8 protein-coding genes are annotated in these 7,305 nt (G+C 67.9%); 4 read left to right on the top strand and 4 right to left on the bottom strand.

Annotation, left to right across the window (positions count from 1 at the left end):
* Positions 1-18 precede the first annotated feature (18 nt).
* Genes benD through benA form a run of 4 tightly spaced genes read right to left on the bottom strand, consistent with a single transcriptional unit; the run spans position 19 to position 3,756 of the window.
* Entirely contained in the window at positions 19-804 is a 786-nt protein-coding gene (benD, locus tag H1D24_RS31520) for a benzoate diol dehydrogenase BenD (RefSeq protein ID WP_309484503.1), read from the bottom strand.
* On the bottom strand, positions 801-1,847 hold the full coding sequence (benC, locus tag H1D24_RS31525; protein ID WP_258564440.1) for a benzoate 1,2-dioxygenase electron transfer component BenC: 1,047 nt from the start codon (positions 1,845-1,847) through the stop codon (positions 801-803). The genes benD and benC overlap by 4 nt, the downstream gene beginning before the upstream one ends.
* 41 nt (positions 1,848-1,888) lie before the next feature.
* Positions 1,889-2,413: a benzoate 1,2-dioxygenase small subunit gene (gene benB, locus H1D24_RS31530; protein WP_181661129.1), complete on the bottom strand. Its 525-nt coding sequence runs from the start codon at positions 2,411-2,413 to the stop codon at positions 1,889-1,891.
* Positions 2,410-3,756, bottom strand: a complete 1,347-nt coding sequence (benA, locus tag H1D24_RS31535) for a benzoate 1,2-dioxygenase large subunit (RefSeq protein WP_181661130.1) — start codon at positions 3,754-3,756, stop codon at positions 2,410-2,412. The genes benB and benA overlap by 4 nt, the downstream gene beginning before the upstream one ends.
* 260 nt (positions 3,757-4,016) lie before the next feature.
* Here benA and H1D24_RS31540 point away from each other — a divergent pair, with 260 nt between their 5' ends.
* From H1D24_RS31540 to catC, 4 genes are all read left to right on the top strand, one after another.
* A complete protein-coding gene (locus H1D24_RS31540) occupies positions 4,017-4,925 on the top strand; it encodes a LysR substrate-binding domain-containing protein (protein WP_181661131.1) in 909 nt (302 codons plus the stop codon).
* Positions 4,922-6,025, top strand: coding sequence for a mandelate racemase/muconate lactonizing enzyme family protein (locus tag H1D24_RS31545; protein ID WP_181661132.1), 1,104 nt, complete (start codon positions 4,922-4,924; stop codon positions 6,023-6,025). Before H1D24_RS31540 ends, H1D24_RS31545 begins: the two co-directional genes overlap by 4 nt.
* Positions 6,026-6,115: 90 nt before the next feature.
* Positions 6,116-6,979 (top strand): catechol 1,2-dioxygenase, encoded by an 864-nt coding sequence (gene catA / locus H1D24_RS31550; RefSeq protein ID WP_181661133.1) that lies wholly within the window; start codon positions 6,116-6,118, stop codon positions 6,977-6,979.
* 6 nt (positions 6,980-6,985) lie between these two features.
* Positions 6,986-7,270, top strand: a complete 285-nt coding sequence (gene catC / locus H1D24_RS31555) for a muconolactone Delta-isomerase (RefSeq protein WP_309484504.1) — start codon at positions 6,986-6,988, stop codon at positions 7,268-7,270.
* Positions 7,271-7,305 lie beyond the last annotated feature (35 nt).

Consider the following 7,305-nt stretch of genomic DNA (forward strand, 5'->3'; position numbering starts at 1 on the left):
GGAAAGGGGACGGGGGACTCAGCCGAGGTCCCCGCCCGCTACGGGAAGCACCGTGCCGGTGATGTAGGACGCCTCGTCGGAGGCGAGGAAGCAGATCGCGGCGGCCTGCTCGGCCAGCGTTCCGTACCGCTTCAGCAGGGAGGATGCGATGGTCTGGTCGATATGGGCCTGGAACCAGTCCTTCTCCTGTGCGGTCCGTGGCGTCGGAGTGCCCCGGGAGATCTTGCGCGGGGGCGCCTCGGTGCCGCCCGGCGCGGTCGCGACCACGCGGACGCCGGCGTCGGCGCACTCGAAGGCGAGTGAGGCGGTGAGCGCGTTGATGCCGCCCTTGGCCGCGGAGTACGGGATGCGGTGGATGCCGCGGGTCGCGCAGGAGGAGACGTTGACGATCACGCCGTGTCCCTGTTCCGTCATGGTCGGCAGCACCGCTCGGCAGGACCACAGGGTGGTCATCAGCGAGCGTGTGATCTCCGCCTGGATCTCCTGGGCCGTGAACTCGGTGAACGGCTTGAAGTTGATCGCGCCGCCCACGTTGTTCACCAGGACGTCGATCCGGCCGTGCTGCTCCAGGGCGGAGGCGACGGCCGACTCGGCTCCCGCGTAGGTCTCCAGGTCGGCGGTGACGGAGTGCGCGCCGAGTGCGGCGGCGGCCTCGTGGACCAGCTCGGACCGGTCGACGAGGGTCAGCTCGGCGCCCTCGGCTGCCATGCGGCGGGCCACCGCGAGACCGATGCCCTGCGCCGCACCCGTGACCACGGCCTTCTTCCCGGCGAACCGGTCTGCGTGGATGGTGGTCACGCTCACGCGGCCGCCTCCACCGTCTCCCTTGCGGCGGCCGGCGTGAACTTCTCGTAGTGGAAGCTCGCCGGAGTCACGCCGAGGGAGGTGATGTGGCCGCGTACAGCCTCCACCATGGCCGGCGGTCCGCACAGGTAGACGTCCACGTCACCGTCGTGCAGCGTCCCGGAGTCGATCAGGCCGGTGACGAAACCCTTGTTGCGGGCGCTGCTGGACGGGTCGGCCACGCAGTGGTCGAAGGTGAATCCCGGGATGACCTCCGCGTAGTCCTCGAGGGTGTCGAGGTGGACGAGGTCCTGGTCGGTGGTGACTCCGTAGAGCAGGTGGACCGGGTGGGCGACCGGCTTCTGGGCCAGGCGTTCCAGCATCGACAGCAGCGGTGCGAGGCCGGTGCCGCCCGCAAGGAGCAGGGCGGGCCGGGTGAGTTCGCGCAGGTAGAAGCTCCCCATCGGACCGGTGAACTCGATGCGGTCGCCGACCGCGGCGCGTTCGGTGAGGTAGCCGGACATCGCGCCGCCCTCCACGATCCGCACCAGGAACGAGGTCTGCTGCTGGTTCGGGCCGGAGCTGAACGAGTACGAGCGGGCCTGGTCCGTGCCGGGCACGGCGACGTTGACGTACTGGCCGGGCAGGAAGTCCAGCGCCTCCCGGTCGTCGACGTCGAGCGTGAACTCGACCGTGGTGGGTGAGTGGTGCTTGATGCCGGCGACGGTGGCGGTGTGCGTGGCCGCGGCGGTCCTGGCCGCGGCCGAGGAGGAGGGGATGCGCAGCACGAGATCGCTCTGCGGCGTCATCTGGCAGGGCAGGCAGTAGCCGAGCGCCGCCTCGTCCTCGGTGAGTGCCTCGTCGATGTAGTCGCCGCCGTCGTAACGGCCCGAGTCGCACAGCGACTTGCAGGTGCCGCAGGCGCCGTCGCGGCAGTCGAGGGGGATGTTGATCCGGGCCTTGTACGAGGCCTCGGCGACCGTCTCGTCGGGCCGGCACTCGATGAACCGGGTGATGCCGTCCTCGAAGTTCAGGGCGACCTGGAAGGGCATGCGCTTGCTCATTTCAAGAAGGGGGCGTCGTATCAGGACGGGGACTGGCCGGCTCAGACGTGGTAGATGTCGACGACGTGGTGCACGTAGTCGTTCTTCAGCACGACCTTCTTGCTCCTGATCAGCGGGTCCGGGCCCGAGAAGTCGATCCGGTAGAAGGACGTGCCGAAGTACGTGTCGACGGTCTGGTAGCGGTAGTAGAGCGTGAACCAGTTGAACCGCACGTCCACCAGGTCACCGTCCTGGCCGGTGATCTCGACGTTGGTGATGTTGTGGCCGGTGCGCGGCTCGGGCAGGCTTGTCGCGCTGGAGCGGTCGGTGCGGATGCGGAACACCCGGTCCTCCAGACCCGCCCGGCTCGGGTAGTAGATCAGCGAGATCTCACGCTGCGGGTCGCGGGTGAGCTCGTCGTCGTCCGCCCAGGCGGGCATCCAGTACTCGGCGTCCGGGTGGTAGCACTCCAGCCACTTCTCGAACTCGCGGTCGTCGAGGTGACGCGCCTCGCGGTAGAGGAACTGGCGGATGCCCTCCAGCGTGACTGCGCCGGGCGTGATCGTGGTGTCGATCGCCGTGGTCACTTCGCCACCTCCAGGGCCTTGCGCATGGTCTCGAGCCAGTAGCCGTGCTGGATGGGGTAGAGGCCCTCGTCCTCCGTGCGCACGCCGCTGGCGATGGGATTGATGCCGATCTTCTTGGCGTCCTCGTCGGGGCCGTCGATCTGGTGCACGGCGCCGCGGCTGAGGTCGTTCCAGGGCATGGATTCGGCCAGGTAGGTCTTCTGGCAGGAGCGGAACTCCTCCAGGTCGTCCGGGGTCGCCATGCCGGTGGCGTTGAAGAAGTCCTCGTACTGCCGGATGCGGCGGGCACGCGCCTCGGCCGGTTCGCCCTTGGGGGCGATGCAGTAGATGGTGACCTCGGTCTTATCGACGGAGATGGGCCTGAAATGCCGTATCTGCGAGCTGAACTGGTCCATCAGATAGACATTGGGATAGAGGCACAGATTGCGGGAGACGCCGATCATCCAGTCGGCCTTCTCCTCGCCGAACTCGGCCGCCAGCTCGTCGCGCTTCTCGTGGAGGGGCCGGTTGGCGGGGTCGAGCCACTTGGTCCACAGCAGCAGATGGCCGTGGTCGAAGGAGTAGAAGCCGCCCTGCTGCTTGGACCAGCCGCCCGCGTCCATCGTCTTGGTGTCGTTCTTCGACTCCCCGGACGTACGGCGGGCCTGCGTGGCCGCGTAGTTCCAGTGGGTTGCGGACACGTGGTAGCCGTCGGCGCCGTTCTCCGCCTGCAGCTTCCAGTTGCCGTCGTAGTGGTACGTGGACGAGCCGCGCAGCACCTCCAGACCCTCAGGGGACTGGTCGACGACCATGTCGATGACGACCGCCGCGTCGCCCAGATGCTCGGTGAGGGGCTTGACGTCCGGGTTGAGGCTGCCGAAGAGGAAGCCGCGGTAGCTCTCGAACCGGGCGACCTTCTTCAGATCGTGGGAGCCGTCGGTGTTGAACTGCTCCGGATAGCCCGCCTCGCGCGGGTCCTTCACCTTCAGCAGCTTGCCGCTGTTGTTGAACGTCCAGCCGTGGAACGGGCAGGTGAAGGTGGTGCGGTTGTCGGTCTTGCGGCGGCAGAGCATCGCGCCGCGGTGGCTGCACGCGTTGATCAGGCAGTGCAGCTCGCCCTGCTTGTCGCGGGAGATGACGACGGGCTGCCGGCCGATATAGGTCGTGAAGTAGTCCCCGATCTCCGGGATCTGGCTCTCGTGAGCGAGATAGACCCAGTTGCCCTCGAAGATGTACTTCATCTCCAGCTCGAAAAGCTCCTCGTCGGTGAAGACGCTCCGGCGCACCCGGTACACACCGCTGTCCGGGTCCTCCACGAGGGCGTCTTCGAGGATGGTCCGTGCACGGCTGAGGTCGTCGGCCATGGTCCGTCCCTCCGATTCCTGTCCGCGATTCATGTCGCCGAGCGGCCTCTCCGGTCGGCAACGGCGTGTTACGGCCGCTTTTCAGCACCATGGCAGCGCGGTGAAGAGTCGGCCCCAGACATTTCCCCAGGGTTGACCCAGGGGGGTACTGATATCTCCGGCGTCTCAATAACCTCCAACCAGGTATTTGTGGTGTATGGGAGGCGCTCCCTACGCTGAGGGGCATTCGAGGGGCCCCGAAACAGGAAAGGGGCAGCCCGATGGAGTTCAGGCACCTCCGGTATTTCGTGGCCGTCGCCGAAACGCGTCATTTCGGAAAGGCCGCGGAACGCCTGCACATGGCCCAGCCCCCGCTCTCCCAGGCGATCCGCCGACTGGAGTCGGAACTGGGCGTGGAGCTGTTCACCCGCACGACCCGCCAGGTCGCCCTGACCGGCGCCGGCGAGGTGTTCCGCACCGATGTGGAGCGGATCCTCCAAGCCGTCGACGAAGCGGTGGCCAGGGTCGCGCGCTTCGCGTCCGGGGTGGAGGGGGTGCTGAGGATCGGCCTGACGGGTTCCGCCTCGTACCGACAACTGCCCGCGCTGGCACGGCTGATGAAGCGAGAGATGCCACACGTGATGCTGGAGGTGCACACCGAGATGCTCACGCCCGCCCAGGAAGCGGGGCTGATCGAGCGGCGCCTCGACGTCGGGGTCCTGCGCCCACCGGTACGGCAGGAGGGCATCGCCCACCGCTCCATCGCCTCCGAACCACTGATCGTGGCGGTCCCGGAGCAGCACTGGCTCGCCGACGCGGAATCCGTCCGCGTGGAGCAGCTGCGGCACGAGGACTTCATCATGTATGGCGCCGCGCTCGGCTCCGTCGTCAACGACGCCGTCGTACGCAGCTGCCTCGCCTCCGGCTTCTACCCGCACCGCGCGTACGAGGTCACCGAGACCTCGGCAGCTCTGGCGCTGGTCGCCGCCGGCCTCGGCGTCGCCGTGCTCCCGGACTCGATCCGCTCCGCGCCCCGCGAGGGAGTGCTGTGCAAGGAGATCGAGGACGCGCTGTCCGTACGCCTGGACCTGGCCTGGCGCGAGGACGACGACTCGCCGCTGCTGCGGAACCTCCTGAAGGTGCTGGAGCAGCACGACATGTTTCTTGAAGTGCCCGAAGGAGTGGCATGAAGATCGTCAACGTGGAGGCAATACCCTTTGCCATTCCCTATGAGAAGCCGCTGAAGTTCGCCAGCGGTGAGGTGCACACCGCGGACCACGTCCTGGTGCGGGTGCACACGGACGAGGGCCTGACCGGGACCGCCGAGGCGCCGCCTCGCCCGTACACCTACGGCGAGACCCAGGAGTCGATCGTCGCGGTGATCGACAAGATCTTCACGCCGGGGATCCTGGGACTGACGCCGCTGGAGCGCGAGGCGGTCCACGAGAAGCTCGACCGGACCGTCGGCAACCCGACCGCCAAGGCGGCCATCGACATGGCCCTGTGGGACATCCTCGGCCAGGCCGCCGGCATGCCGGTCTCCGGACTGCTCGGCGGCTACACGGACCGTATGCGGGTGAGCCACATGGTCGGGTTCGCGCCGGCCGACCGCATGGTCGCCGAGGCGGAGCGGATCCGGGACACGTACGGGGTCACCACGTTCAAGGTGAAGGTGGGGCGGCAGCCGTACACCGAAGACGTGGTGGCCTGCCGGGCTTTGCGCGAGGCGCTCGGCCCGGACGTGGAGCTCTACATCGACGGCAACCGCGGCTGGAGCGCCTCCGACTCCGCCCGCGCCCTGCGTGAGATGGCCGACCTCGGCCTGACCTTCGCCGAGGAACTCTGCCCCGCCGACGACGTGCTGGGCAGGCGTTGGCTGGTCGCGCAGAGCCCGGTGCCCTTCATCGCCGACGAGAGCGCCACCCGGGCCGCCGAGGTCACCCGCGAACTCCTCGGCGGATCCGCCACCGCCATCAGCATCAAGACCGCCCGCACCGGCTTCAGCGCCTCCCAGCGCGTATTGCACGAGTGCGAGGGGCTCGGCGTCGAGGTGGTGATGGGCAACCAGATCGACGGCCAGATCGGCACGTTGTGCTCGGCCGCCTTCGGCGCCGCCCACCGGACGACCTCCCTGCACGCCGGCGAGCTGTCGAACTTCCTCGACATGACCGACGACCTCCTCACCGAGCCGCTGACCATCGAGGACGGCACCCTGCGCATCCGCGAGGGCGCCGGCCTCGGCATCGACGTCGACCCCGAGAAGCTGGCTCGCTACCGCCAGGACCGTTGACGGACGGCCTCAGGCAGAGGCCGGCGGACAGAACGACACCAGACATACAGCGGACAGAACGACACCAGACAGACAAGGGACGGAAAGACCATGACCGACACCATCACCGAGCAGGTCGAGCAGGCCACCGCGGCCGCGTCCGGAGCCGCCGCCACTGAGCAGTTCCGCAGCAAGCAGCGCACCGGAACCGCTGACTCCGACACCAAGCGCGTGGACACCCTGGTCTCCGAACTCCTCACAGCCGCCCACGACATCATCCGCCGCCACAAGGTCACCTACGCCGAGTACGACGTCCTCAAGTCGTGGCTCATCCAGGTCGGCGAGGACGGCGAGTGGCCGCTCTTCCTCGACGTGTGGCTGGAGCACGTCGTCGAGGAGGTCGCCAACGAGAACCGCGAGGGCAGCAAGGGCACCATCGAGGGCCCGTACTACATCCCCGACTCGCCGCGTCTCCCGGCCGAAGCGACTCTGCCCATGAGGGACGACGAGGACGGCACTCCGCTGCTCTTCCAGGGCCAGATCACCTCGGTGGACGGAACCCCGCTGGCAGGCGCCACGGTCGAGATGTGGCACGCCGACAACGACGGCTACTACTCCCAGTTCGCGCCCAACCTTCCGGAATGGAACCTGCGCGGCACCGTCGTCGCCGATGACCAGGGCAACTTCAAGATCCACACCATGGAGCCCGCGCCCTACCAGATCCCCACGGACGGCTCCTGCGGCAGGCTCATCGCTGCCGCGGGCTGGCATGCGTGGCGCCCCGCCCACCTCCACCTGAAGGTGTCGGCGCCGGATCACCAGCTCATCACCACCCAGCTCTACTTCAAGGGCGGCAGCCACGTCTCCGACGACATCGCCTCCGCCGTGAAGCCCGAGCTCATCCTCGACCCCGGCCCGTCGAGCGACGGCAACGGCCGCGAGGTCACGTACGACTTCGTCCTCGACAAGGCGTGATGCACGGTGCTGTTCGCGGTACGGATGGACGTGGCGATTCCGCGCGACCTCGATCCCGAGGTTCGCGCGGACCTGGTGGCGCGCGAGAAGGCGTACTGCCAGGAACTGCAGAAGTCGGGGGAGTGGGTCCACATCTGGCGGTGTGTCGGGCAGTACGCCAACATCAGCGTCTTCGACGTCGCTGACAACGAGGCACTGCACCGGATTCTGTGGAGCCTCCCGCTCTTCCCGTACATGTCGATCGACGTCACTCCACTTGCCCAGCATCCGTCAGACCTGGCCGCGGCCTAGGGCCTGTGTCGGAAGTGGCGCCTGCCTCGCGGCGT

It is taken from the genome of Streptomyces himalayensis subsp. himalayensis (assembly GCF_013778455.1).
Taxonomy (GTDB): domain Bacteria; phylum Actinomycetota; class Actinomycetes; order Streptomycetales; family Streptomycetaceae; genus Streptomyces; species Streptomyces himalayensis.